Consider the following 24,181-nt stretch of genomic DNA (forward strand, 5'->3'; position numbering starts at 1 on the left):
TTCTTACCAGGTACCGGGGAGATCAGGCGCGGCGGCGCCCGAGGGAACTGCCCGGTACTTTTTCAGCACCTGACTCATGACCTCTTGAAAGACCGGAGCGGGGGCTGCTGACGAATTCATGTTAACAGGGTCGGCCAGACTCACCGAAACGACGTACTGCGGATCGTCGGCCGGAGCGAAGCCTGAGACCGATACCAGGTAGCCCTTGGAGTACCCGCCGTTGCCGTCTGGCATCTGTGCGGTACCGGTCTTGGCGGCGGCCCGGTAGCCCGGGATTTCCCAGGTGTCGGCCAGCCAGGCCTTCTGGTACACCATTTCGAGGATGTCCGCAGTGTCGCGGGCCGCCTCGGCTGACACGACCTGGGTGCCCTCCGCCGCGGGAACGTCGGTGAGGGTGCCGTCTGCGGCGCGGCAGCCGGAGACCAGCTGCACGGGCATCCGGACGCCGCCGTTGGCGATGGTCTGGTAGATGCTCGACACCTGCAGGGCCGTCGTGGTCAGGCCCTGGCCGAACATTGTGGCGTATTGGGTCTGGTTGTCCCACTCGTCGGCCGGGTGCAGAATGCCGGGGTCTTCGCCGGGGAAGCCGGTCTCGGTTTCGGTGCCGACCCCGAACTTGGTCATGTAGTCGTAGCGCTGCTGATTGGTCAGACGCTCGCCGAACTGCGATGTGCCGGTGTTGGACGACTCGATCAGTACCCCGGTGAGGGTGAGGTTGAGGTCGGGGTGTGATGAGCTGTCATTGATGTTGGCGCCGTTTTCCGGCAGGTAACGGTAGGGGGCGACGACCTGGGATTCGGGCGTCGCCACGCCGGCGTCGATCACGGATGCCGCGGTGAGGGCTTTGAAGGTGGAGCCGGGCTCGTAAGAGGCCGTGAAGGCGCGGGAGCCGCGATCCTCTGGGTTGGTCGTGGCGCTGACATCGTTGGGGTCGACACTCGGGTAGTCGGCCACGGCGACGAGCTTGCCGGTCTTGACCTCCTGCACGATGACGTTGCCCCACGCTGCTCCGGTCTTCTGGGCCTGCTCGGCGAGCACCTTCTGCACAAAAAATTGCAGGTCGGAGTCGATGGTGGTGATGACGTCGCTGCCGTCGGAGGCGGGCTCGGTGGTCACGGTGCTTTCCGGCAGCCGCACGCCGTCGGCGCCGCGCTCGTAGGTCTCCGAGCCGTTGTTGCTGGCGAGGCAGGAATCCTGGCCCACTTCCAGGCCTGCCTGAGCCTCGCCCGCCGACGAGACGAAGCCGACGAGGTTGCCGGCGACGGCGCCGTTGGGGTAGACCCGGCCCGGGTTCTGCTGGAAGGTGAGCCACGGGATATCGAGGGCGGACAGAGCCCGGAACGCATCGACGCCGACCTGCCTGGCGACGAGCGCGTAGTCCGATTTAGGGTTGTCGGCGAGGGCCTCGGTGATGAGGGCCTGGACCTTCTCGGTGGGCATACCCACGATGGCGCCGATGTCCGCCACGGACTGTGCCAGTGGCACCGTGGTTTCGACCCCGTCGACGGTGCGGGTGAACGGCGAGGCGTTCTTGGGCGACAGTGCCACGTCGTACCGCATCACGGTCCCGGCCAGCACCACGCCGTTGGCGTCGAGGATCTCACCGCGCGAGCCGTAGACGGTTCTCTCGACCGACCGGTTGCCGAGGGAGTCGGCGCTGAGGGTGTCAGCGCGCACCACCTGGATATCGACGAGGCGAACGACGAACACGCCGATGATGGCGACGAGTACAACGATGGTCGCCGCGATCCTGCGCTTGCTGGACATGTGTGTTCTCGCCACGTGGTGGTCCTCCCGTATCGGACTGCCGTGTCTATCGAGTGGTCGGCGACGGCAGGCCGTCGGCTACCGTAACCGCCGCAGGGGCGGTTCCGGCGGCAGGCGCGCCGGAGGCGACGCTGGTTCCCTGGCCGCCGGCGGGCAGCTGGGTGACGAGGGGAACCCCGGTGAGCAGGGAGTTGGGAACGAGGCTGGCGGCGCCGGCCGCTCCGCCGCTGGCGGAGGTCGGCGCCCCGAGAACGGCGCCGTCGGACAGCCGCAGGTAGGCCGGGGTGGAGTTGCTGACCATGCCGAGTGCTTCGGCGTTGGCGGCGAGGCTCTGCGGCGAGGACACGCGGATGAGGTCTTCACTCACGCTGTCGGCGGTGCGGCCGAGTTCGACCTGGCTGGCTCGCAGGGCCGAGATCTCATAGGCACCCTGAGAGATCCCCACGCTCAGCAACAGCTGAGCCACGATGACGGCACCGACACAGGCCACCGCCGACAGCGCGTAGACGACGCGGGGACGCGTGTGAGTGCTGGGGCTCACGACCTCGATGTGGCGGCGTTCGTCGGCGCCGCTGCGTTCGGTGAAGTCGGGGCGCAGCGGTTCTGTTGTCAGCACCCGGGCCAGGTTGTCGCTCATTCGGCTCTCCTCAGTCGTTCGGCGGCACGCAGGCGAACCGATGTTGCACGGGGGTTGATGGCTTTTTCTTCTTCGGAGGCCAGTTCGGCGCCCCGGATCAGCAGGGTGAACAGCGGTTTGTGCTCCGGGAGTTCCACGGGGAGGCCGGCAGGGGCGCTCGACTGCGATGCGGCAGCGAACATCCGCTTGACGATGCGGTCTTCGAGCGACTGGTAGGCCATCGAGACGATGCGGCCGCCGACGGCCACCGCCTCCATCGCGGCGGGGATGGCGCGTTCGAGGACGGCCAGTTCCTGGTTGACCTCGATGCGGAGCGCCTGGAAGACCCGCTTGGCGGGGTGCCCCATGCGCTGCACGGCAACCGGAGTGACCTTGGTGATCACCTCGACAAGCTGGGCGGAGCGCACGAACGGGGTCGTCGCCCTGGCCTCCACGATCGCTTTGGCGTATCGGCCGGCAAGTTTCTCTTCGCCGTACTCCTGGAAGATGCGGCGGAGGTCGCCCTCGCTGTAGTCGGCGAGGATCCGCTCGGCGGTGAGCGGCGACGTGCTGTCCATGCGCATGTCCAGCGGAGCATCCTTGGAGTACGAGAAGCCGCGTTCGACCTGGTCGAGCTGCATGCTGGAGACGCCGAGGTCGAAGAGGATGCCCTGCACCTCGCTGATACCGAGGCCGGCCAGCGCGTCGAGGATTCCGTCGTAGACGGTGTGCACGAGGTGGATGCGGTCTCGGAACGGCTTGAGGCGTTCCTCGGCGATGGCCAGGGCGTCGAGGTCGCGGTCCAGGCCCACCAGGGTGAGACCGGGGAACCGGGTCAGCATGGCCTCGGCGTGACCGCCCATGCCGAGGGTGGCGTCGACGAGGATCGCGCCGGGCGCGGCCAGGACCGGGCCGAGCAACTCGATGCTGCGCTCGAGCAGCACCGGGGTGTGGATCTCGTTGAGCTGCGGCCGTTCGGCCGAGGCATCGGGGGTCTTGTCGCTGTTCATCTCGTTGTTCGTGTCGTTGTTGTTGTTGTTCATGGCTACCGGGGCCGGATCCTGGAGCCTGATCCCCATCCGTTCCGCCTGGCACCGGGGAAGTGTGTCAGGAGGGCAACGGCTGGGAGTCAGGAACCAGGAGCTAGAAGAGTCCCGGAATCACCTCCTCCGTGATGTTGGCGAACGAGGCTTCCTGCTCGATGAGGTAGAGGTCCCAGACCTCGGTGTCCCAGATCTCCACGCGGTTGCCCACGCCGATCACCGTGAGGTCGCGGCCCAGGCCCGCGTAGGCCCTGAGGTTGGCGGGGATGGTCACCCGGTTCTGCTTGTCGGGTGTTTCGGCGCTGGCTCCGGACAGGAAGACACGAAAGAAGTCGCGCCCTTCTTTGCTCGTGATGGGCGCCTGGCGGATCTTTTCGTGCACCTCATCAAAATCACGCGAGGTGAAGACGTACAGGCACCGTTCCTGGCCGCGCGTCATGACGATGCCGGTCGAGAGTTCCTCGCGGAACTTGGCCGGCAGGATGACGCGTCCTTTTTCGTCGAGCTTGGGGGCATAGGTCCCGAGGAACATTCATCACCCCTCTCTTCCGGCCAAGGTCAGGTGTTGCTCCACTTTACTCCACTATCAACCACCGCGTCTGGAAAATGCGCGATATTGTTGCGAACTTGCTTGATTATTCCCTGAAAACATTGGGAATGATCGGGTGGAGGAAAATCCCACGCTTTGGGGCCGTTTGGGGACATTTTGGGCGCAAAAAAGGACCGACCTGGTGGCCGGTCCTGTTTGGTGAGACGAAGTGGGTGAAAAGGGAGGGTTCGGGGTGGCGGGCGACGGGAGCCGGGAGCCGGGGAATGCAGAACGCCCGCCGTCTGGGTGAGGGCGGGCGTTGCTGGTTATCGCTGAGTGGTTACTGCTGAGTGGTTACTGCTGAGTGATTACTGCTGGCCGTCCTGTCGACGGTCCCAGCGGTCATTGAGCTTGTCCATGAAGCCCTGCTGGCTGCGAGCTTGAGCCGGACGGCGGGGCTGGCTGGACGACGGCCTCGTCGCCCGAGCTGTGCGGCCAGGCGTGATGGCCAGGAGCACACCTCCGAACATGATGATGAATCCGACGATACCCAGCCACAGCTGTTGCACCGCGACACCGGCGACAAGAGTCGCTATCCCGACGACGCCGGCGAGTACTCCGAGCACAATAGAACGGTAGTTGGGGCGGAGGCGGGTGCCTCCAACGCTCGCCACGAATTCGGCATCGTTGTGATAGAGACTGCGCTCCATCTCTTCGAGGAGTCGCTGCTCTTGTTCTGAAAGCGGCATCTCATTCCTCCAATTGGGGATCGAGCGGATTAGACCCTAATTCTAGTCCCGCCGAGATGGCTAGGCTAGGCAGGTGACCGAAAGCACTCGACTGGTCGATCTGGTTCATTCTCGTATCGACGAATTCATCAATACGCGTGAGTCAATTGTGACGACCATCAGCGGCGACCTGGCTGTGCTGGTCGACTTCTCACGGCAGTTTCTCAGCGGCGGAAAGCGCTTCCGGGCCCAGTTCGCCCACCTCGGTTGGCAGAGCGTTACGGCCTCCCCCGGGCACCCCGCGGCGGGCGCTCCCGCCGGCGTGCAGGGCGGGACCGCAGGCATCGTGTCGGTCGCCTCGGCGTTGGAGGTTTTCCACGCCGCGGCGCTCGTGCACGATGACATCATCGACAATTCCGACACCCGCCGCGGTGCGCCATCCGCTCACCGCCGCTTCGAGAGCCTGCACGGCGCCGAAGGATGGGCGGGCAGCCCCGGTGACTTCGGCCGGGCCTCGGCGATCCTGCTCGGCGACCTCCTGCTGGGCTGGAGCGACGAGCTACTCGACGAGGGCCTCGACGACGCCCCCGACCGGGTCAGCGCCCGTCGCGCGCGGCGGGAGTTCAACCTGATGCGCACCGAGGTCACGGCCGGCCAGTATCTGGACATCCTCGAGGAACGCGCCTGGCTCACCCAGCCGGAGGCGGAGCTCCTCGACCGCGCCGTGCGGGTGATCATCTTCAAATCGGCCAAGTACAGCGTTCAGGCTCCCCTCGTGATCGGCGCCGCTCTCGCTGGAGCCACCGACGACCAGCTGGACACCCTGCGTGCTTTCGGCCTGCCGCTCGGCATCGCCTATCAGCTGAGGGACGACCTGCTCGGAGTCTTCGGGGACGCAGCAGTGACCGGCAAGCCCAGCGGGGACGACCTGCGCGAGGGCAAGCGCACAGTCCTGATCGCTCTGGCGAGGGAGCGCCTGGACACGTCCTCGCTGCACACCGTCGACCGGCTGCTCGGCCGGCCCGACCTGACGCCGGATCAGATCTTGTCGTTGCAACAGATCATCGTGGACAGCGGAGCCGTCGACAGGGTGGAGACCCTCATCCAGCAGAACGTCGGCCAGGCGCTGGAGGCGTTGACCGGTTCGGACGTGGCGGCCGGGGTCGCGGCAGAGCTGACCGACTTTGCCGGGACGGTGACGCGGCGCGTCTTCTAGTAGCGCGGCGCGTGTCTCAGCACCCCGCCACCTCGTCTAACGACGGGGGCGCGGGGGCGTGGATCGAAAGTGCGATCAGGCCAGGGCTTGAGCGACGCGACGGACCTCGGCCTTGCGGCCGGCCAGAAGTGCGTCGATCGGGGGAACTCCGAGGCTGTCGTCCACCTCGAGCAGCCACTCCATGGCCTGGTCGTCGGTGAAACCGTCGTCGGCGAGCACGATCAGGGTGCCGCGAAGCTCACCGACCGGCGCGCCGTCACGGATGAAGGAGGCGGGCACGCTGACCTTGCCGTCGCGGCGGACGGCCAGCAGGTGCTTGTCCTCGATGAGCTGCCGAACCCGGCTGTGGCTGATACCGAGGACCTCTACGAGGTCGGGAATGTCGAGCCAGTCTGGGCCGGAGGCGGATGTTTGAACAGAAGACGATTCGGTCACTCCTCAAGCTTCCCATGATTCGTCATCGCCGACAAACCCCTGCTTCGTCGCCAATTCCTGACACTTCCTGCGGCGTACCCGCGTGGTTAATTGACTCGGCATTCCATCTGTGTCAGCGTTGAGGACACGTCAGCTCTCACGGAGACAGCTGTCGACGAGTAGTCAACGAGCGGAGCGTCATGTCGGTTAGAGCCAGCAAGATCGAAACGGGGACGGTCCGACCGGACTCCCCCGTCGAGACCAGCTCAGCACGGCACCGTCCGGCTCCGACCGGAATGCGGCGGTCCATCGGCGCCTTCGCCAGCATTCCCCTTGTTGTGGTGAGCACCCTCGCGATCGTGCTCAACCTGGCATCACCGGCCCAGGCCGCCACCGCCCTCAAGAAGCCGTTGAAGAGCCGCACCACGGTGCCGCAGGTCGCCGTGAAGCCGGCGCAGGCCGTTCAGCCGGCCACGGCGACGCCCGCACCCAGCCAGTACACCGTCGTCGACGGGGACACCATCAGCGCCATCGCCGGCAAGTTCGGCCTGTCGACGGCCTCGGTCCTGGCCCTGAACGGGCTGGGCTGGTCCGCCGTGATCTTCCCCGGCCAGGTTCTCACCCTGTCCACGGCGCCGATCGCCGTCGCCGCCACCCCTGCCCCTGTCGCGACCGAACTCACCAGGTACACCATCAAGTCCGGCGACACGCTCAGCGGCGTCGCGGCCGCCCACGGGGTGCCCACCGACGCCCTGTTCAGCGTGAACGGTCTCGGCCGCAACAGCATCATCTTCCCCGGCCAGGTCATCGTGCTGCCCGCCTCCGGTTCGGCCGCTGCCCCCGTCACGACGGTCGCCTCGACAACTGTCAGGGCCTCGACGCCCGGCAGCCACACTGTGGTGGCCGGCGACACCGTGGACAAGGTCGCCACCGGCGCCGGCGTTTCGGTGCAGGCGATCCTCGAAGCCAACGGCCTGGGCTACTCGAGCATCATCTACCCCGGCCAGGTGCTGACCCTCCCCGGCGCCGCATCCGCGAGCCCAGCACCCACAAGCACCGCACCGGTCCTCAACGCTGTCCCCGCCGTGGTCATCACACCCGCTCCGGCCCGCGGTACCGTGACGCCCCTCACAGCGGACATGGCCGCGAACGCCCGCCTGATCATCTCCGTCGGACGGGACGCCGGCGCGAGCGATGCCGCCCTCGTCGTGGCTCTGGCCGCCGCCGCGCAGGAATCCGGCATGCGCAACATCGACTACGGCGACCGCGATTCGCTCGGCCTCTTCCAGCAGCGCCCCAGTTCCGGTTGGGGCACCGAGGAGCAGGTCATGGACGCGGAGCGGGCCACCCGGGCCTTCTTCGGCGGATCGGTGAACCCGAACCCCGGCATCACCCGTGGGCTCCTGGACATCCCGGGCTGGGAGGCCATGACGGTCACCCAGGCGGCACAGGCCGTTCAGCTGTCCGGACACCCCGACCTCTACGCCAACTGGGAAGCATCCGCCCGCAGGTGGCTTGCCGACCTCGGCTGAAACCGGCGATCCGAAGGATCAGTGACCGAATCGTGTCACGCCGCGCTGCGGGCCGTCCAGAGGAACGCCCGACTTTTCCGTAGACTCATCGGGTGACCGAAAGCCCCACAGACCCCATGATCGGCCGTCTCATCGACGGCCGCTATCAGGTGCGCTCCCGGATCGCCCGCGGCGGTATGGCCACCGTGTACCTCGCCACCGACCTGCGCCTCGAGCGCCGGGTGGCCATCAAGATCATGCACGGCCACCTGGCCGACGACAATGCGTTCCGCAGTCGCTTCATCCAGGAGGCCCGCTCCGCGGCCCGACTCGCCCACCCCAACGTGGTGAACGTGTTCGACCAGGGCCAGGATGCCGACATCGCCTACCTGGTGATGGAGCACCTGCCCGGCATCACGCTGCGTGACCTGCTCAAGGACTACGGCAAGCTCACGCCCGAGCAGACCATGGACATCCTCGAGGCGGTGCTCTCGGGTCTCGCAGCCGCACACAAGGCCGGCATCGTGCACAGGGACGTCAAGCCTGAGAACGTGTTGCTCGCTGACGACGGTCGCATCAAGATCGGTGACTTCGGCCTCGCCCGCGCCGTGAACAACAACACCGCCACCGGTCAGGCCCTGCTCGGCACCGTGGCCTACCTCTCCCCCGAACTCGTCACCCGCGGCATCGCCGACGCCCGCAGCGACATCTACGCCCTGGGCATCATGACCTACGAGATGCTCACGGGCGAGCAGCCGTATGTCGGTGAGGCTCCCATGCAGGTGGCGTACCAGCACGCCAACGACACCGTGCCGATGCCCAGCCTGGTCGCGCCCGGCACTCCCACCGAGCTCGACGAACTCGTGCTCTGGGCGACGGCACGCGACCCCGAAGAGCGTCCCCGTGATGCCAGAGTGATGCTCGACCAGCTTCTCGACGTGGAAAAACTCGTGAGGCCCCAAGGCGACACAGCCATGCAGGCCACCATGGTGCTCCCCCGGGGCATCGCGGCCGCATCGGCCGACGCCGAAACCCAAATCCTCGGCCGCAGCCCTCTGGCTGTCGCGCCCGCCGCCGCAGTCACGCCAGCAGACGACGACGAACCCGACAACACCGCCCAGCTCGCGGGCAGTGCCACGAAGCGCCGCCGCCGGGGTTACTGGTTGTTCGCCCTGATCGTGTTCCTGGCCGCCCTGGCCGGCGGTGTCGGCTGGTACTTCGGTGCCGGTCCAGGTTCGGAGGTCCAGGTTCCTTCCCTGGTTTCGGTGAGCCCGGAGGAGGCTACGGCGACACTCGAAGGGCTCGGCCTCGTCGCCGAGCAGGGCACCGAATACAGCACCGAGATCCCGGCCGGGCTGATCGTCAGCACCGACCCCGGCGACGGGGCCCGAGTTGCCCAGGGCAGCACGGTGACCCTCAACGTCTCGCAGGGACCCGCGCCGATCACGCTGCCGCCGCTGGCCGGTCTCAGCGCGGATGCCGCCGCCTCGGCCATCGCCGAAGCGAAGGCCGTTCCCGGTGAGGTCGACGAGGTGTTCAACGGCGACGTCGAGGAGGGCCTGGTGCTCTCGGCCAGCCGGGAGAGCGACGGCAGCGACATCTCGGCGGGCGGTGACTACTTCGAGGGGCTCAACGTCAATCTCGTGGTGTCGCTCGGACCCATCCCCGACGTCGGTGGGGAGTCGCTCGATGACGCCGTCAGCATCCTCGAAGACAAGGGCCTCGTCGCCACAGCAGGCGAGGAAACCTACAGCGACACCATCGCAGAGGGCGACGTCATCTCGGTCGCCGCTGCCGAGGAGGGTCCGATTCGGGCAGGCTCGACTCTCATCCTCACGGTGTCCCGCGGCCCAGAGCCGGTGGAGATCCCTAATGTGGTGGGGATGGCCTGGAGCGAGGGCAAGCAGGTGCTCACCGACCTCGGCTTCAAGCTGAACTACAACCTGGCCGCGGATGCCATTGCGGCGATCATCAGCATCAAGTCGACGGATCCGGCGGCAGGTACCCTCGCGGCCAAGGGCAGCTCCATCACCCTGACCCCCACCAACCCCTTCGGCTAGACCTACCGTCTCCTGCTGGCGTCAGATGCGAGATGCCCCGCTACGGACGAGTTGCCCCGGGATACGGGAGCAGCTCGTCCGGAACGGGGCAGCTCGGTGGTGCTGGTCGTGCGGGTTAGCGTGCCGCGAGCTCCTCGGCGACCAGGAACGCCAGTTCGAGCGACTGCATGTGGTTGAGCCGCGGGTCGCAGAGCGACTCGTAGCGGGTCGCCAGGGCGGCCTCGTCGATGTGTTCCGAGCCACCGAGGCACTCGGTGACGTCGTCGCCGGTGAGCTCCACGTGGATGCCGCCGGGGTGCGTCCCCACGGCGCGGTGCGCCTCGAAGAAGCCCTTGACCTCGTCGACGACGTCGTCGAAACGACGGGTCTTGTAGCCGGTGGGCGTGGTGACGCCGTTGCCGTGCATCGGGTCGGTGACCCAGAGCGGCATGGCGTCGCTGGCCTTGATCGCCTCGAGCAGCGGCGGCAGGGCGTCGCGGATCTTGCCGGCGCCCATCCGGGTGATGAAGGTCAACCGGCCGGGCTCGCGGTTCGGGTCGAGCTTGTCGATCAGGCGCAGCATGTCGTCGATCGAGGTGCTCGGGCCGAGCTTGACGCCGATCGGATTGCGCACGCGGGACAGGAAGTCCACGTGGGCGCCGTCGATCTCCCGGGTGCGTTCGCCGATCCAGACGAAGTGCGCCGAGGTGTTGTACGGCGTTCCGGTGCGTGAGTCGATCCGCGTCATGGGGCGCTCGTAGTCCATCAGCAGGCCCTCGTGGCTGGTGTAGAACTCGGTGCGACGCATGGCCTCGAAATCGGCCCCGCAAGCGATCATGAACTTGATGGCGCGGTCGATGTCCTTGGCCAGGCCCTCGTAACGCTGGTTGGCCGGGTTCTTGGCGAAGCCCTGGTTCCAGCTGTGCACCTGGCGGAGGTCCGCGAAGCCGCCCTGGGTGAAGGCGCGAATGAGATTGAGGGTGGACGCCGACGTGTGGTACGCCTTCACCAGCCGGTCGGGGTCGGCCTCGCGGGACTCCGGGGTGAAGTCGTAGCCGTTCACGATGTCGCCGCGGTAGGCCGGCAGGGTGACGCCGCCGCGGGTTTCGAAGTCGCTGGAGCGGGGCTTGGCGAACTGACCGGCCATGCGGCCCATCTTCACCACGGGCATCGACGCACCGTAGGTGAGCACGACAGCCATCTGCAGCACTGTCTTCACCCGGTTGCGGATCTGCTCCGCTGTGGCGCCGCCGAAGGTCTCGGCGCAGTCGCCGCCCTGCAGCAGGAAGGCCTCGCCGCGGGCCGCCTCGGCCAGGCGGTCGCGCAGGATGTCCACCTCGCCGGCGAAGACCAACGGCGGCTGGGTGGCCAGCTCGGCGGAGGCGGCCGCGACGGCATCGGCATCCGGCCAGGCCGGCTGCTGCTTGATGGGAAGGGTGCGCCAATAGTCCAGTCCGGCGATCACAGATTTGTCTGCCATTACAACCGGTTCGGTGGGGTCTACCACGGGACTGAGCCTGTTTTCTCTAATGCGGCCCGCACGAGCGCGGGTCTGGGATGAACGATATTCGAGCCTAGCGTGAAAGGCTGGCGCGCTTCTCTTTGACACTGGTGGCGTACACGTCGACGTACTCCTGGGTACTGAGGCGGCGCAGTTCGTACATCAGCTCGTCCGTCACGGAGCGCAACACGAATCTGTCACCCTCCATTCCCTCGAACCGGCTGAAGTCCAGCGGCTCCCCGATGACGATGCCGATCCGGCGCACCTTGGGGATGCGGGTGCCGGTGGGCATGGCCTTCTCGGTGTCGATCATGGCCACGGGGATGACGGGGACGCCGGCCTCCAACACCATGCGGGCCACACCCGTGCGACCCCGGTACATCCGGGCGTCCGGGCTGCGGGTGCCCTCGGGATAAATACCGAGCGCTCCCCCGCCGTTCAGGACCGCGAGGCCTGTGTTCAGGGAGTCCTCCGACGCCTTGCCCCCGGAGCGGTCGATGGGCAGCTGGCCGGTGGCCTTGAAGAACTGCTTGGTCGCCCAGCCCTTGAGGCCGGTGCCGGTGAAGTACTCGCTCTTGGCGAGGAAGACCACCCGGCGCGGCACCACCAGAGGCAGGAAGACCGAGTCGATGAAGGACAGGTGATTGCTCGCCAGAACGACACCGCCCTCCTTGGGGATGTTGTCCAGCCCGATCACCCAGGGCCGAAACAGGCCGAGCAGCAGCGGTCCGGCCACAACATTCTTCATGAACCAGTAGAACATCGGTGTCCTTAGATAAGCGGATGCCGGCCGGCGCAGTCGCGCAACACGCGGTGGAGAAACACAGCCAGCCTACTCACCGGTGACGTGTCGGCGGGCGAGGTCGGCGGCACCGACGACGCCGGCGTCGTTGACGAGTTCCGCGATCGCGAACTCTGCCTCGGGGTGATAGCCGCGGGCGGGCAGGTTGGCCAGGTAGGCGGTGCGGATGGGCTCCAGGAGCTGCTCGCCTGCCGCGGCGACACCGCCGCCGAAGACGAACACCTGCGGGTCGAGCACCGCGGCGAGGCTGGCGCAGGCCTGGCCGAGAGAGGTGCCCAACTGGCGCAGCGCCGCGAGGGCGCCCGGGTCGCCGTCCTGGATCAGCCGGCCGATGTCCTTGCCGGTGAGCTTGCCGCGCTTGCCACGGGCGGCGGCCAGGCCCAGGCCGATGCCGCCGGCATCCGCGAACTCGTTGGCGATGCGGGCCAACGCACGGCCGGAGCCGTACTGTTCGATGCACCCGTGCGCGCCGCAGCCGCAGGGCAGGCCGTCGGGAACGACGCGCATGTGGCCCAGCTCGGCGCCCACGCCGAAGCCACCGCGGAACAGGCGGTCGTTGGAGACGATGGCGCCGCCGACGCCGGTGCCGATGGTGAGGGTGACCATGTCGCTGTACAGGCGGCCGGCGCCGAAGCAGAATTCGGCCCATCCGGCGGCGTTGGCGTCGTTCTCGACGATGATCGGCAGCGACAGGCGCGACTCGAGCTTCTCGCGCATCGGTTCGTTGCGCCAGTTGATGTTCGGGGCGTAGTACACGGTCGACTGGGCGGCGTCGATGAACCCGGCAGCGGCGACACCCGCAGCGATGACGTCTTCGCCGGCGGAGAGATCCTTGATCATCTCCACGACAGCGTTTTCGATCTCGCTCGGGTTGGCGGCGTCGGTCGGTCGACGATCCGATTTGATGATGGTTCCGAATTCGTCGACGAGGGCACCAGCGATCTTGGTTCCGCCGATGTCAATCCCAATGGCGTGCACGAGCGCACCTTTCGTTGGTGGAGCAACAGGAAGTTCTTCAGGTCGGCTCAAAAAAGGGAACGGGGCACGCAGCGACCTGATCGACCACGCAAGGCACCCCCTAGAGTGTAGTAAATGACTACGCCGCCGGGAGAATCGCAGGTTCGTGTCGATTCAGCGGCTAGAGTGGTCGCACTTACCCGTCCGGTGCCAAAGGAGTTACCGTGAAACAGTTCGATGAGCCCGCCGTCGTTCCCTCAGACCCGAACGCGAACGTCACCGACCTGTTGGTCGACCGTCTCGCCTTGACCCCGCAGCTGGTTCTGTTCTCCCGGCCCGAGAACGGCGGTTGGCTTCCGGTTACGACCGCCGCCTTCCACGCCCAGGTCGTCGCCCTGGCCAAGGGGTTCGTCGCCGCCGGTATTCAGCCCGGCGACAAGATCGGCCTGACCTGCAAAACCCGCTATGAATGGACCCTGATCGACTTCGCCGTCTGGTTCGCCGGCGCGGTGCTCGTGCCGGTCTACGAGACGAGTTCGCCCAGCCAGGTGCAGTGGATCCTCAGCGATTCCGGCGCGACTTCGTTGATCGTGGAGACCGCGGACCACTTCGCCCGTTTCGATGAGGTGCACCCCGACCTGCCCGACGTTGAGACGGTCTGGCAGATCGACCTGGGCGACCTGGACAAGCTCGCCGCCAGGGGCGTCGATGTTCCGGATGCCGAAATCGAGCGACGCCGTCGTCTGGCCGTCGGCTCCGACATCGCCACCCTGATCTACACGTCAGGCTCCACCGGCCGGCCCAAGGGCTGCGTGCTCAGCCACGCCAACTTCGTTGAGACCAGCCGCAACGCCGGGATCGCCCTCAAGCCCGTTCTCACCGACGAGAACGGCGCATCCACCCTGTTGTTCATCACCACGGCGCACGTCTTCGCCCGCTTCATCGCGGTGCTCTGCGTGCACGGTGGCGTCCGGGTGGGTCACCAGCCGGACACTCGGCAGCTGCTGCCGTCGTTGGGCAGCTTCAAGCCGACCTTCCTCCTCGCCGTCCCCCGGGTCTTCGAGAAGGTCTACAACTCCGCCGAGCAGAAGGCCGAGGCCGGCGGCAAGGGGAAGATCTTCGAGGCCGCCTCCGAGGTCGCCGTGGCGCACTCCAAGCTGGTCGAGGCCGGCGAGCGGATCCCGCTGGGCATGAAGATCAAGTTCGCGCTGTTCGACAGGCTGGTCTACAGCAAGCTGCGGACCGCGATGGGCGGCAACGTCAAATTCGCCGTCTCCGGCTCCGCGCCGCTCGGTGCTCACCTGGGCCACTTCTTCCACAGCCTGGGCATCGTCATCCTCGAGGGCTATGGCCTGACCGAGACCACGGCCCCCGCCACGGTGAACCTGGCCACCAAGTCCAAGATCGGCAGTGTCGGCCCGGCGCTGCCCGGTGTCTCGGTGCGGGTGATGGACGACGGTGAGATCGAGGTCAAGGGTGTCAACGTCTTCACCGAGTACTGGAAGAACCCGGAAGCCACCGCCGCCGTCTTCGACGACGGCTGGCTGAAGACCGGTGATATCGGTGCCCTCGACGACGACGGGTTCCTCTCGATCACCGGGCGCAAGAAAGAGATCATCGTGACCGCCGGCGGCAAGAACGTCGCTCCGGCAGCCCTCGAAGACCCGATCCGGTCGAACCCGCTGGTCGGCCAGGTCGTCGTGGTCGGCGACCAGAAACCGTTCATCGCGGCGCTGGTCACCCTCGACCCCGAGATGTTGCCGGTCTGGTTGAACAACAACCACGAAGACGCCGGGATGTCCCTCATGGACGCGTCGGTGCACCCGAAGGTCCTTGCCGAGGTCCAACGGGCGATCGACCACGCCAACGAGACGGTGTCCAGGGCGGAGTCCATCCGCAAGTTCGTGGTGCTGCCCATCGAACTCACCGAGGCGGCCGGCTACCTCACGCCGAAGATGAGCATCAAGCGGGACGTGATCCTCCGGGACTTCGCCGCCGAGATCCAGAACCTCTACGGTGCGAACCCGATGACGGCAGCCGTGCCGGTGCGCGAGACCGCACAAGACTAGGCGCGCACACACGAACGAGCTGCCCGGCTACAGCGGGGCAGCTCGTTCGTCTGTGTCGGCTACAACCTCTACAGGTTAGAACCAGTCGGACTCGCGCACTTCCTTCATCGCCGCACGGCGGTTTTCCTTGTCGAGCCGGTCCAGGTAGAGCAGCCCGTCGAGGTGGTCGGTCTCGTGCTGCAGAGCCTGCGCCATCAGGCCCTCGCCGGATACCGCGACGGGGTTGCCGGCCAGGTCGATGCCGGTAACCCTGGCGAACGGGTAGCGCTTGGTCGGGTACCACAGGCCGGGCACCGACAGGCAACCCTCGTCGACCATCGCCGGCTCCCCCGCCAGCTCCACCAGAACCGGGTTGAGGATATAGCCGATGTCCCCGTCGATGTTGTAGCTGAAGGCACGCAGGTTCACGCCGATCTGGGCCGCGGCAACGCCGGCCCGGCCCGGCAGCTTCACGCTGTCCACCAGGTCTTCGACGAGGCTGCGCACCCGGGCGTCGATGGTGCCGATCGGCTCTGAGCGGGTCTTGAGGACGGGATCGCCCAGCAGGCGGATCTGGCGTTCGGGCACGGGGAAACTCTCTTCAGGATGAACGGATGGATCAGATGGATCGGATGGAACGGATGGAACGGATGGAACGGATACTGTGCGAGGGAGTCAGGCGCGGCGCTCGGCCGGCAACCCTTCGACGACGAGGGCAGCGAGGGTACGCGCGGCCAGTCGGGTGATCGGCTTGAGGTCCTTGAAGGACACCACACTGCCGGCGGCCAACTGCGGGTCGTACGGGATCCGCACGATCTCGCGAACCCGGGACCGGAAGTGCGACTCGATCTCCTCGAGCTTGACCAGGTTGGTGCCCTGGGTCGCGGTATTGAGGGCGACGATCGCGTTGCGAACGAGTTCACCGTAGCCGTTGGCCTCGAGCCAGGTCAGCGTTTCGGAGGCCAACCGGGCCTCATCGACACTGCCGCCGGACACGATCACGATGGAATCGGCGCGCTGCAGGGTCGCGCGCATGACCGAGTGCACGATCCCGGTGCCGCAGTCGGTCAGGACGATCGAGTAGAACCGGGCCGCCAGGTCGGCGACGACGTTGTAGTCGTTCTCGTCGAACGCTTCGGACAGGAGCGGGTCGGTGTCGCTGGCCAGGATGTCCAGACGGGTCTCGTCCCTGGATACCAACGCCGAGAAATCGGTGAAGCCGCCGATGGAGGCGGCCTTGGTCACGACGTCGCGCACCGTCGACCTAGTCTGCTTGGACACCCGTTCGCTCAGGGTGCCCCGGTCGGGGTTGGCGTCGACGGCGATGATCCGGTCTTCCCTGGCGTCGGCCATGGCCATGCCGAGCAGTGCGGTGACGGTGGTCTTGCCCACGCCGCCCTTGCGGGTGAGGATCGGGACGAACCTCGCGCCGCCCTCGAACTGCTTCTGGATGCGTTCGTCCATGGCCCGGTGCGCGCGCACGGCGGCCGAATCGCCCAGGTTGACCAGGTGGAAGGTGGCGTTGTAGACGAACCGGTTCCAGCTGCCGTTCGGCGGGCGCCGGGTCTTGCGGTTGATCTCCAGCAGCCGGTCGGAGGTGAGCATCGATGCGGATTCCGGGGCGACGGCGTCCGTTCGGGTGCGGTCGCGCCGGCTGGCCGTTGCCGCGCTCGTGGGTCCGGTGTTGCGGGACAGCGCTGCCGCTGCGGTGCCGCTCGCGCCCAGCGGAGCTGTGACGCCCCGCGCCGGCTGCGGGGTGACGATCTCGATGGTGTGAGTGCCGGGGTGTGCGCCCGCCGTCGGGGTGGCCGGGTCGTGCGCGGCGCGGGGCGCTACCGCGGACCTGGGCAGGCCGGCGGCGCCGAGCGAGACGAAGCTCTCCGGCAAGGCGGCGGCGAGGTTGTCGAAGGTGTGCGGCGGGAGTTCGCTGTGGTACTCGTCACCCGGTCGCGCTCTGGCAGCACCGGACTCCGGCGACCCGGCCCCTGCCGGGGCCGGGCTCAGCTGGCCGTCGCCTTCATCGTGCGGTTGGGCATCGTCTGTCCGTCGATCTGTCACAGCAGACTCCTCGTTTTTTCGCGGGCCACGAATGGGCCCCAAATCAGGCCTCAGCCTAGCGTGGCCGCACCACTACGAGCAGGTCTCCCGCGTCGACCTGCTGGGTGGCGGGGATCGCGACCCTTTCGACGACGCCGGCGATGGGTGAGGTGATGGCTGCTTCCATCTTCATGGCCTCGATCGACGCGACGCTCTGGCCGGCGGTCACGTGGTCGCCATCGGCGACCTGCAGGGTGACCACACCGGAGAACGGTGCGGCGATCTGGCCGGGCTGGTTGGCGTCGGCCTTCTCGGCCGCCTTACTGACCACGGCGATGCTGCGGTCACGCACGAAGACCGGACGCAGCTGCCCGTTGAGAATGGTCATGACGGTGCGCATGCCCTTCTCGTCGGCCTCGCCGATCGCCTCGAGCCCGACGTAGAGCCGCACACCCTTGTCGATCTCGACCGAGTGTTCGGTGCCCTGCCGCAGACCGTAAAGGTAGTCGACAGTGTCGACCACGGACAGGTCGCCGAAGAGTTCGCGGATCTGTTGGAAGGTCCGGGTGGGAGCCGGGAAGAGCAGCTGGTTGAGCATGGCGCGTCGAGTGGGGCTGTCGGCGTCGAGGGCGGTACGTTCCTCGTCGGTCAGCTCGGTCGTGCTCACCCGGATGCTGCGGCCCTCGAGCACCTTGCTGCGGAAGGGCTCCGGCCAGCCGCCCGGCAGGTCGCCGAGTTCGCCGGCCATGAAGCCCACCACGGAGTCCGGCACGTCGTACTTGGAAGGGTTGGCTTCGAAATCGGCCGGGTCGGCGTTCACGGCCGCGAGGTACAGGGCCAGGTCACCGACGACCTTGGAGGACGGAGTCACCTTGGGCACGCGGCCCAGGATCTCGTTCGCTGCCGCGTACATGTCTTCGATGAGCTCGAAGTCATCGGCGAGGCCGAGCGCGATGGCCTGGGTGCGCAGGTTGGACAGCTGCCCGCCCGGGATCTCGTGCTTGTACACCCGGCCGGTGGGGGCGCGGAGGCCCGATTCGAAGGGGTGGTAGACCCGGCGCACGTCTTCCCAGTACGGCTCGAGGTCGCAGACGTTCTGGAGGGAGATGCCGGTGTCCCGTTCGGTGTGAGCGAGCGCGGCCACGAGGGAGGACGCCGACGGCTGGCTGGTGGTGCCGCCCATCGGGGCGCTGGCCACGTCCACGGCGTCGGCTCCGGCCTGGGAGGCCGCCAGCAGGGTCGCCAGCTGGCCGCCGGGGGTGTCGTGCGTGTGCACGTGCACCGGCAGGTCGAAGCGTTCGCGGAACGCGGTGACGAGCTTCGCGGCGGCGGCGGGCCGCAGCAGCCCGGCCATGTCCTTGATGGCCAGGATGTGCGCGCCGGACGCCACGATCTGGTCGGCCAGGCGCAGGTAGTAGTCGAGCGTGTAGAGGTCCTCGGCAGGATCGAGCAGGTCGCCGGTGTAGCAGAGCGCCACCTCGGCAACGCTGTCGCCGGTGTTCAGCACGGCGTCGATGGCCGGACGCATCTGGTTGACGTCGTTGAGAGCGTCGAAGATGCGGAAGATGTCAACACCTGAATCGCTGGCCTCGCGGACGAACGCATCCGTCACCTCGGTGGGGTACGGGGTGTAGCCCACGGTGTTGCGGCCGCGCAGCAGCATCTGGATGTTGATGTTCGGCAGGGCCTCGCGCAGGGCGCCGAGACGCTCCCACGGGTCTTCGCCGAGGAAGCGGAGGGCCACGTCGTAGGTGGCACCGCCCCAGGCCTCGACCGAGAGCAGTTCGGGGGTGAGCCTGGCCACGTAGGGAGCCACGGCGACGAGGTCCTTGGTGCGCACCCGGGTGGCCAGCAGCGACTGGTGGGCGTCACGGAAGGTCGTGTCGGTGACGGCCAGCGCCGTTTGGGCGCGCAGGGCGCTGGCGAAGCCGACCGGGCCGAGCAGCTGCAGCTTCTGCCGCGAACCCTCCGGCGCCGGAATGGACAGGTCGAGCTTGGGCAGCTTCTCTGCGGGGTTCAGCAGGGTCAGGGGCACACCGTTGGGCTGGTTCACGGTGACGTCGGCGAGCCAGTTGAGGATCTTCGTGCCGCGGTCCTTGGAGGCCCGGCCACGCAGCAGCTGCGGACGCTCGTCGATGAAGGAGGTGCTCAGGTCGCCGTTGGCGAAGTCGGGGTCTTCCAGCACGGCCTGCAGGAAGGCGATGTTGGTGGAGACGCCGCGGATGCGGAACTCGGCCAGCGCGCGCTTGGAGCGGGTGACGGCGGACGCGTAGTCGCGGCCGCGGCAGGTGAGCTTGGCGAGCATCGAGTCGAAGTGCGGGCTGATCTGCGCGCCGGGGTTGATGGTTCCGCCGTCCAGGCGGATGCCGGCGCCGCCGGGCGAGCGGTAGGTGGTGATCTTGCCGGTGTCCGGGCGGAATCCCGCGGTGGGGTCCTCTGTGGTGATGCGGCACTGCAGGGCGAAGCCGCGCAGTTTGATCGTGTCCTGGCCCAGGCCGAGGTCGGCCAGGGTCTCCCCTGCGGCGATGCGGATCTGGGACTGCACGAGGTCGACGTCGGTGACTTCCTCGGTCACGGTGTGCTCCACCTGGATGCGCGGGTTCATCTCGATGAACACGTGCTGGCCGGCGCGTTCGCCGACGGTGTCGAGCAGGAATTCGACGGTGCCGGCGTTGACGTAACCGATCGACCTGGCGAAGGCCACGGCGTCGGCGTGCAGTCGCTGACGGATCTCCTCCGGCAGGTTGGGGGCCGGTGCGATCTCGATGACCTTCTGGTGGCGGCGCTGCACCGAGCAGTCGCGCTCGAACAGGTGCACGGTCTCGCCCGTGGCGTCCGCAAGGATCTGCACCTCGATGTGGCGGGGCCGGAGCACCGCCTGCTCGAGGAACATGGTGGGGTCACCGAAGGCGCTGTTGGCCTCGCGCATGGCCTCTTCGAGGGAACCGCGCAGGTCGGCCATGGAGGCGACGCGGCGCATGCCGCGTCCACCGCCGCCGGCGACGGCCTTGGCGAAGATGGGGAAGCCGATCTCCTCTGCGGCCGCGATGAGCTCCTCGACGTCTCGCGACGGCGCGCTGGACTTGAGGACGGGCACACCGGCAGCGATGGCGTGTTCCTTGGCGGTGACCTTGTTGCCGGCCATCTCGAGCACGTGCGAGCCCGGCCCGATGAAGGTGATGCCGGCGGCCTTGGCCGCTTCGGCGAGCTCGGGGTTCTCGGAGAGGAATCCGTAGCCGGGGTAGATGGCGTCTGCGCCGCTCTCCTTGGCCACCCGGATGATCTCGGACACATCGAGGTAGGCGCGGACGGGGTGTCCGGGTTCGCCGATCTCGTAAGCCTCGTCGGCCTTCAGCCTGTGCAGTGAATTGCGGTCTTCGAACGGGAAGACGGCGACGGTTTTCGCGCCCAGTTCATAGGCGGCGCGGAACGCGCGGATTGCTATCTCTCCACGGTTGGCGACGAGGATTTTGGTGAACATAGAGACCTTTCGATCCGGGAGCGGCACACAGCTGACGGTTAGGTTCTCTAAGACTAGTGAAGGTAACGTATCTACTTGTGCACGTACTTAGCGTTAGCTCCCTCAAGGGAGGGGTAGGCAAGACCACGGTAACCCTTGGTCTGGCTTCTGCCGCCTTCGCCCGCGGTGTTCGGACCCTCGTGGTCGACCTCGATCCGCAATCAGATGTCTCTACCGGGCTCGACATCCAGCTCGCCGGCCACCTCAACGTCGCCGACGTGCTGGCTTCGCCGAAGGAAAAAGTCGTTCGGGCCGCCATCGCGCCCAGCGGCTGGACCCGCGGTCGCCCCGGCACGATCGACGTCATGATCGGCAGCCCCTCCGCCATTAATTTCGACGGCCCGCACCCCAGCATCCGGGACATCTGGAAGCTCGAGGAGGCCCTCTCCACGGTGGAGAAGGACTACGACCTCGTGCTGATCGACTGTGCCCCCTCGCTGAACGCGCTCACCCGCACCGCGTGGGCCGCCAGCGACCGGGTTGCCGTGGTCACCGAGCCCGGCCTGTTCTCGGTGGCCGCCGCCGACCGTGCCCTGCGCGCGATCGAGGAAATCCGTCGTGGCCTCAGCCCCCGGCTGCAGCCGTTGGGCATCATCGTCAACCGCGCCCGCACCGCGTCACTGGAGCACCAGTTCCGGATCAAGGAACTGCGCGACATGTTCGGACCGCTGGTGCTCAGCCCGCAGCTTCCGGAGCGCACCAGCCTGCAGCAGGCCCAGGGCGCCGCGAAGCCCCTGCACACCTGGCCGGGCGACAGCGCCCAGGAGATGGCGCACTACTTCGACCAGCTGCTGGACCGGGTCCTGCGCACCGCACGCATCGGCGAGTACGCGGAAGTCCCCGCGCGCTAAGAGCTCTCGAGCTGTGAGAAAGCCCCGAAACGCGAGCGTTTCGGGGCTTTTCTCACAGTTCCTGCGGCTAGGAGACCTTGCGGGAGACGCGACGGGCGGCGAGCTCGTCGGACGGGTCGGCCGTCTGGGTGTCGAGTTCGACGAGGGTGGTTTCCACCTCGCGCAGGACCTTGCCGACGGCGATGCCGAAGACACCCTGGCCGCGGCTGACGAGGTCGATGACCTCGTCGTTGGAGGTGCAGAGGTAGACGCTGGCGCCGTCGCTCATGAGGGTGGTCTGGGCCAGGTCGTTGACGCCTGATTCGCGCAGCTGGTTGACCGCGGTGCGGATCTGCTGCAGGGAGATGCCGGTGTCGAGCAGACGTTTGACGAGCTTGAGTACCAGGATGTCGCGGAAGCCGTAGAGTCGCTGCGAGCCGGAGCCGGCCGCACCGCGAACCGTGGGCTCCACGAGTTCGGTGCGGGCCCAGTAGTCGAGCTGGCGGTAGCTGATACCCGCGGCGCGCGCCGCGACGGCGCCCCGGTAGCCGGAGTTCTCGTCGAGCTCGGGCATCCCGTCGGTGAAGAGCAGCCCCTGACCGTACCGAGACGAATCATCTCGGGGATTGAGTTCACTCATACAGAACGCCTCTCGGGGGTGGATGCGAACCTTCAGGCCGCACTTCAACGTTAGCGAGACCGGCGGCCCCTAGCGATGACATCCGCCCGAACGTGTCGGCGTGTCGAGAGAACGCTGGTTCTCGGTGCGTTGAACTTTCAGTCTACGACTTATTTGGTCAGGCGGCCCAGGGCGGAGCGGATCAGGCTGCCACGGATCACTTCGAGCTGCCCGGCGATCTCCACGGCCATTTCGGCCGCCTTGGCGCGGCTGGAGGCGTCTTTGCGGCGGGCCAGCGGAACCAGGGCGCTCTCGATCAGGCCGAGCTCGCGTTCGGCCGCACCGCGGAAGCCGCGGAGGTGCCTGGGTTCGATCCCGCTCTGCTGCAGGTCGACCAGGGCGCGGAGCACCTTGAGGGCGTCGTCGCCGTAGTGTTCGGCCGGCACGATGATCGACGCGGTGACGGCGTCGTGCAGAAGAGTGGAGGAGGCTCCGGACTCGCGCAGGAGGTCCTCGCGGGTGAAGCGTCGCGCGATCACGAGCATGCTCGGACCGGGTGCCCCGCCGCCGGGAAGAACCGGTGACAGGCCCGCGTCGAGGTCGTCGAGGTAGGCGCGGATCACCTTCAGCGGCAGGTAGTGGTCGCGCTGCATCGACAGAATCAGGCGCAGCCTGTCAACGTCGCCGCCGTTGAACTTGCGGTAGCCGGACTCCGTGCGTGCCGGGGAGACAAGCCCCTGTTCCTCAAGGAACCGCAGTTTGGACGGGGTCAGGTCCGGGAATTCCGGTGTCAACCGGGCCAGGACCTGGCCGATACTCAAGAGTGACGTCGCGCCCGGCAGTCTGGCCTGGGCGGAGGACGCCGACACTAGTCGCTCGCCAGGTGAACGAGGTCGAGCCGCGAGGCGTAGAACGTGAGGCGGAATTTGCCGACCTGAACTTCGGATCCGTCGGTGAGGACGGCCAGGTCGATGCGTTCGCCGTCAAAATACGTGCCGTTGAGCGATCCCAGGTCTTTCACCTGGAAGATGCGGCCGTTGCGCAGGAATTCGGCATGGCGACGCGACACCGTGACGTCATCGAGGAAGATGTCGGCATTCGGGTGTCGTCCCACCGTGGTGACATCGGCATCCAGGAGGAAACGCGCACCCGAATTGGGACCGCGGCGCACCACCAGGAGGGCTGACCCTGAGGGCAGCGCCGCAATGGCCTCCTGCTCCTCGACGGTGACGTTGGCGTCGAGCGCGGCCAAGGACGCCGCGAACTCCTGGCTGAACGTCATCGTCGTGTCGACGTTGCCCGTGGCATTCTCAGGCGCCACCTTACGCACGGGTTCTTTCTTGTCGTCGGGATCGACCACGGTGCACCTCCTACTGGGTAAATCGTATCGGATGGAACGGACCTTCAAGCGCGCGGAAGCCGAATCACCCGAACCGTTTCAATCGCGTAGATGGCCCCGGCCCACCAGTAGAGGTAGGCGCCCCAGAGACCGAACGCCCAGCCGACGGGCTGCGACCACCAGGACAGCTCGGGGAACGCCTGGCCGAGCATGATCATCGGGAGGGCATAAAAGAGGCAGAACGTGGCCACCTTGCCCAGCTGATGCACAGGAAGCGGGCCGAAACCGTGGTTGGCCAGCACAACTCCCAGTCCGAGCAGGAACACATCGCGACCGACGACGACGGCAACGATCCACCACGGCACCAGATCGCGACAGGCGAGCCCGACGAGTGCGGCAAAGATGTAGAGCCGGTCCGCGGCCGGGTCGAGCAGTTGGCCGAGCCGGGTGATCTGGTTGAACCTTCTCGCGATCACGCCATCGAGGTAGTCGGTGAGGCTGGCCACCGCGAGGACCAGGAGCGCCCAGGCGTCTTCACCGCTCACCAGCAGGGTGAGGAAGACCGGGACGAGCGCCAGTCGCAGGAAACTGAGCAGATTCGGCACCGTCAGCACCCTGGAGCTGAGGTGAGGTGGAACGGGCCCGGTCACGACACGAGTCTATCG

At 67.1% G+C, this 24,181-nt stretch carries 21 protein-coding genes; 5 read left to right on the forward strand and 16 right to left on the reverse strand.

The genetic code is table 11. The features are described from left to right. Positions 1-3: 3 nt before the first annotated feature. The 5 genes from E3O60_RS08980 to E3O60_RS09000 all read right to left on the reverse strand — a co-directional run bounded on the left by E3O60_RS08980 (position 4) and on the right by E3O60_RS09000 (position 4,704). A complete protein-coding gene (locus E3O60_RS08980) occupies positions 4-1,782 on the reverse strand; it encodes a penicillin-binding protein 2 (RefSeq protein WP_240632446.1) in 1,779 nt (592 codons plus the stop codon). A 31-nt stretch (positions 1,783-1,813) separates the two neighbouring features. Then, entirely contained in the window at positions 1,814-2,404 is a 591-nt protein-coding gene (locus E3O60_RS08985) for a hypothetical protein (protein ID WP_134497840.1), read from the reverse strand. Then, entirely contained in the window at positions 2,401-3,393 is a 993-nt protein-coding gene (gene rsmH / locus E3O60_RS08990) for a 16S rRNA (cytosine(1402)-N(4))-methyltransferase RsmH (protein ID WP_088457976.1), read from the reverse strand. Before rsmH ends, E3O60_RS08985 begins: the two co-directional genes overlap by 4 nt. 133 nt (positions 3,394-3,526) lie before the next feature. Further along, a complete protein-coding gene (mraZ, locus tag E3O60_RS08995; protein ID WP_088456053.1) occupies positions 3,527-3,958 on the reverse strand; it encodes a division/cell wall cluster transcriptional repressor MraZ in 432 nt (143 codons plus the stop codon). Positions 3,959-4,323: 365 nt separating this feature from the next. Beyond that, a complete protein-coding gene (locus E3O60_RS09000) occupies positions 4,324-4,704 on the reverse strand; it encodes a DUF3040 domain-containing protein (protein WP_088456052.1) in 381 nt (126 codons plus the stop codon). Between the two features lie 73 nt (positions 4,705-4,777). On the opposite strand from E3O60_RS09000, the gene E3O60_RS09005 reads away from it, so the two are divergent. Continuing rightward, positions 4,778-5,899, forward strand: coding sequence for a polyprenyl synthetase family protein (locus E3O60_RS09005; protein WP_088456051.1), 1,122 nt, complete (start codon positions 4,778-4,780; stop codon positions 5,897-5,899). Between the two features lie 75 nt (positions 5,900-5,974). Here E3O60_RS09005 and E3O60_RS09010 read toward each other — a convergent pair whose 3' ends face one another. Continuing rightward, entirely contained in the window at positions 5,975-6,334 is a 360-nt protein-coding gene (locus E3O60_RS09010; RefSeq protein WP_103431709.1) for an Rv2175c family DNA-binding protein, read from the reverse strand. A gap of 179 nt (positions 6,335-6,513) precedes the next feature. On the opposite strand from E3O60_RS09010, the gene E3O60_RS09015 reads away from it, so the two are divergent. After that, complete coding sequence (locus tag E3O60_RS09015) at positions 6,514-7,845, forward strand: LysM peptidoglycan-binding domain-containing protein (protein ID WP_241993232.1); 1,332 nt, start codon at positions 6,514-6,516, stop codon at positions 7,843-7,845. A 92-nt stretch (positions 7,846-7,937) separates the two neighbouring features. Beyond that, a complete protein-coding gene (pknB, locus tag E3O60_RS09020) occupies positions 7,938-9,884 on the forward strand; it encodes a Stk1 family PASTA domain-containing Ser/Thr kinase (protein ID WP_134497842.1) in 1,947 nt (648 codons plus the stop codon). A gap of 115 nt (positions 9,885-9,999) precedes the next feature. Here the strand turns inward: pknB and E3O60_RS09025 are convergent, their stop codons facing one another. The 3 genes from E3O60_RS09025 to E3O60_RS09035 all read right to left on the reverse strand — a co-directional run bounded on the left by E3O60_RS09025 (position 10,000) and on the right by E3O60_RS09035 (position 13,144). Further along, the gene (locus E3O60_RS09025) at positions 10,000-11,343 is read right to left on the reverse strand and encodes a class II 3-deoxy-7-phosphoheptulonate synthase (RefSeq protein ID WP_088456047.1); all 1,344 of its coding nucleotides are present in this window, start codon (positions 11,341-11,343) and stop codon (positions 10,000-10,002) included. Positions 11,344-11,437: 94 nt separating this feature from the next. After that, the gene (locus tag E3O60_RS09030; RefSeq protein WP_088456046.1) at positions 11,438-12,127 is read right to left on the reverse strand and encodes a 1-acyl-sn-glycerol-3-phosphate acyltransferase; all 690 of its coding nucleotides are present in this window, start codon (positions 12,125-12,127) and stop codon (positions 11,438-11,440) included. A 69-nt stretch (positions 12,128-12,196) separates the two neighbouring features. Then, positions 12,197-13,144, reverse strand: a complete 948-nt coding sequence (locus tag E3O60_RS09035) for an ROK family glucokinase (protein ID WP_088456045.1) — start codon at positions 13,142-13,144, stop codon at positions 12,197-12,199. 203 nt (positions 13,145-13,347) lie between these two features. Between E3O60_RS09035 and E3O60_RS09040 the strand changes: the two genes are divergently transcribed. Next, on the forward strand, positions 13,348-15,192 hold the full coding sequence (locus tag E3O60_RS09040; protein WP_088456044.1) for a long-chain fatty acid--CoA ligase: 1,845 nt from the start codon (positions 13,348-13,350) through the stop codon (positions 15,190-15,192). 75 nt (positions 15,193-15,267) lie between these two features. Here E3O60_RS09040 and def read toward each other — a convergent pair whose 3' ends face one another. From def to E3O60_RS09055, 3 genes are all read right to left on the reverse strand, one after another. Continuing rightward, a complete protein-coding gene (def, locus tag E3O60_RS09045) occupies positions 15,268-15,759 on the reverse strand; it encodes a peptide deformylase (protein ID WP_088456043.1) in 492 nt (163 codons plus the stop codon). An 87-nt stretch (positions 15,760-15,846) separates the two neighbouring features. Next, on the reverse strand, positions 15,847-17,229 hold the full coding sequence (locus E3O60_RS09050; protein ID WP_240632444.1) for a MinD/ParA family protein: 1,383 nt from the start codon (positions 17,227-17,229) through the stop codon (positions 15,847-15,849). Between the two features lie 55 nt (positions 17,230-17,284). After that, positions 17,285-20,689 (reverse strand): pyruvate carboxylase, encoded by a 3,405-nt coding sequence (locus tag E3O60_RS09055; protein WP_088456042.1) that lies wholly within the window; start codon positions 20,687-20,689, stop codon positions 17,285-17,287. Between the two features lie 77 nt (positions 20,690-20,766). Here E3O60_RS09055 and E3O60_RS09060 point away from each other — a divergent pair, with 77 nt between their 5' ends. Then, positions 20,767-21,579 carry a ParA family protein gene (locus E3O60_RS09060; protein ID WP_088456041.1) on the forward strand — a complete coding sequence of 271 codons (813 nt, stop codon included), beginning with the start codon at positions 20,767-20,769 and terminating at the stop codon, positions 21,577-21,579. Between the two features lie 67 nt (positions 21,580-21,646). Here the strand turns inward: E3O60_RS09060 and E3O60_RS09065 are convergent, their stop codons facing one another. The 4 genes from E3O60_RS09065 to E3O60_RS09080 form a co-directional block, all read right to left on the reverse strand. Next, on the reverse strand, positions 21,647-22,198 hold the full coding sequence (locus E3O60_RS09065) for a MerR family transcriptional regulator (RefSeq protein ID WP_088456040.1): 552 nt from the start codon (positions 22,196-22,198) through the stop codon (positions 21,647-21,649). Positions 22,199-22,347: 149 nt separating this feature from the next. Beyond that, positions 22,348-23,046, reverse strand: a complete 699-nt coding sequence (locus tag E3O60_RS09070; RefSeq protein ID WP_088456039.1) for a MerR family transcriptional regulator — start codon at positions 23,044-23,046, stop codon at positions 22,348-22,350. Next, a complete protein-coding gene (locus tag E3O60_RS09075) occupies positions 23,046-23,459 on the reverse strand; it encodes an FHA domain-containing protein (RefSeq protein WP_088457974.1) in 414 nt (137 codons plus the stop codon). Before E3O60_RS09075 ends, E3O60_RS09070 begins: the two co-directional genes overlap by 1 nt. A gap of 122 nt (positions 23,460-23,581) precedes the next feature. Continuing rightward, the gene (locus E3O60_RS09080; RefSeq protein WP_240632443.1) at positions 23,582-24,166 is read right to left on the reverse strand and encodes a CDP-alcohol phosphatidyltransferase family protein; all 585 of its coding nucleotides are present in this window, start codon (positions 24,164-24,166) and stop codon (positions 23,582-23,584) included. Between the last annotated feature and the right edge of the window lie 15 nt (positions 24,167-24,181).

It is taken from the genome of Cryobacterium sp. TMB1-7 (assembly GCF_004402435.1).
Taxonomy (GTDB): Bacteria; Actinomycetota; Actinomycetes; order Actinomycetales; family Microbacteriaceae; genus Cryobacterium; species Cryobacterium zongtaii.